Consider the following 1335-nt stretch of genomic DNA (forward strand, 5'->3'; position numbering starts at 1 on the left):
GGGACTTGACCCCTGATCGTGGACACGCTGAATCCGGGCCCGGCCTGGAGGAAGCGAGAAGATCAGACGGTGGCGAGGAAGACGTACTCCGAGGAGTTCCGCCGGGATGCAGTGGAGCTGTACCGGTCGACGCCGGGGGCGACGGTGGTGGGGATCGCCGGGGACCTCGGGATCATGGACTCGACGTTGTCGGGCTGGCTGAAGGCCGCCGGAGTGCCGCTGCACTCCCGGATCGCCGACAGCCAGAACGGCCCGCCACCGGACGGCGAGACACCTGACCAGGAGCTCGCACGGTTACGGGCTCGGGTCGCGGAGCTCGAGGCGGCCGAGCGGAAGCTCAACACCGAGCGGGACATCCTGCGGGCGGCGGCGAAGTATTTCGCCGGGGAGACGCGCTGGTGACCCGCTTCCAGTTCGTCGCCGACCACCGACACGCCTTCGAGGTGAAGCGGCTGTGCTCGACCGTGGAGGTCTCCCGGTCATCGTTCTACGCCTGGGAGGCCGGCGCTGCGGCGCGGGCCGCCCGCGCCCGGGCCGACCAGTCACTGGCCGAGCGGATCCGGGCGGTGCACGCCACCGACCGGGCCTACGGGGCGCCGCGGATGACCGCCGAACTCAACGACGGCGTTCCGCCCGCCGAGCGGGTGAACCACAAGCGGGTCGCCCGAATCATGGCCGAGCACAAGATCGCCGGTATCCGGCTGCGCCGCCGGGTCCGCACCACGGTGCCCGAACCGGCTGATCAGCTCGTGCCTGACCTGCTCGAACGCGACTACACCGCCGACGCCCCCAACCGCGTCTACGTCGGGGACATCACCTACCTGCCCTGCGGCAACGGCCAGAACCTGTACCTCGCGACAGTGATCGACTGCTTCTCCCGCCGCCTGGTGGGCTGGTCGATCGCCGATCACATGCGCGCCGAACTGGTCGCCGATGCTCTGACCGCGGCCGCCGCCGTGCGCGGCAGCTTGGCCGGCGCGATCTTCCACGGCGACCACGGCGCGCAGTACACATCTCGGGCCTACGCCGACCTGTGCACCCGCCTGGGAGTGACCCGGTCGATGGGCGCGGTGGGCAGTAGCGCCGACAACGCCCTCGCCGAGTCGTTCAACGCCACCCTCAAGCGGGAGACCCTCGCCGGGGCATCGGGCTGGGACAGCCCCGCGACGGCCCGCCGCGCGGTGTTCGCCTGGATCATCCGCTACAACACCCGCCGCCGACACTCCACCTGCGGCCAAGTCAGTCCGATCACCTACGAAACGAACCAGACCCTGGCTACGCTGCAGACCGCCGCGTAGACACCGATCGCGTGTCCGTGATCAGGGGGTAAGGCCC

Annotated in this window: 1 protein-coding gene; it reads left to right on the forward strand. The window is 70.4% G+C overall.

The features are described 5' to 3' along the window. The first annotated feature begins 69 nt into the window (after nt 1-69). Nucleotides 70-1298 (forward strand): IS3 family transposase gene (locus G5C62_RS27055; RefSeq protein WP_164703420.1). Its coding sequence is split into 2 segments (ribosomal slippage): nt 70-382 and nt 382-1298, totalling 1230 coding nucleotides; the frame shifts between segments, so codons are not numbered across the junction. Nucleotides 1299-1335: the final 37 nt, after the last annotated feature.

The organism is Modestobacter sp. KNN46-3 (genome assembly GCF_011039295.1).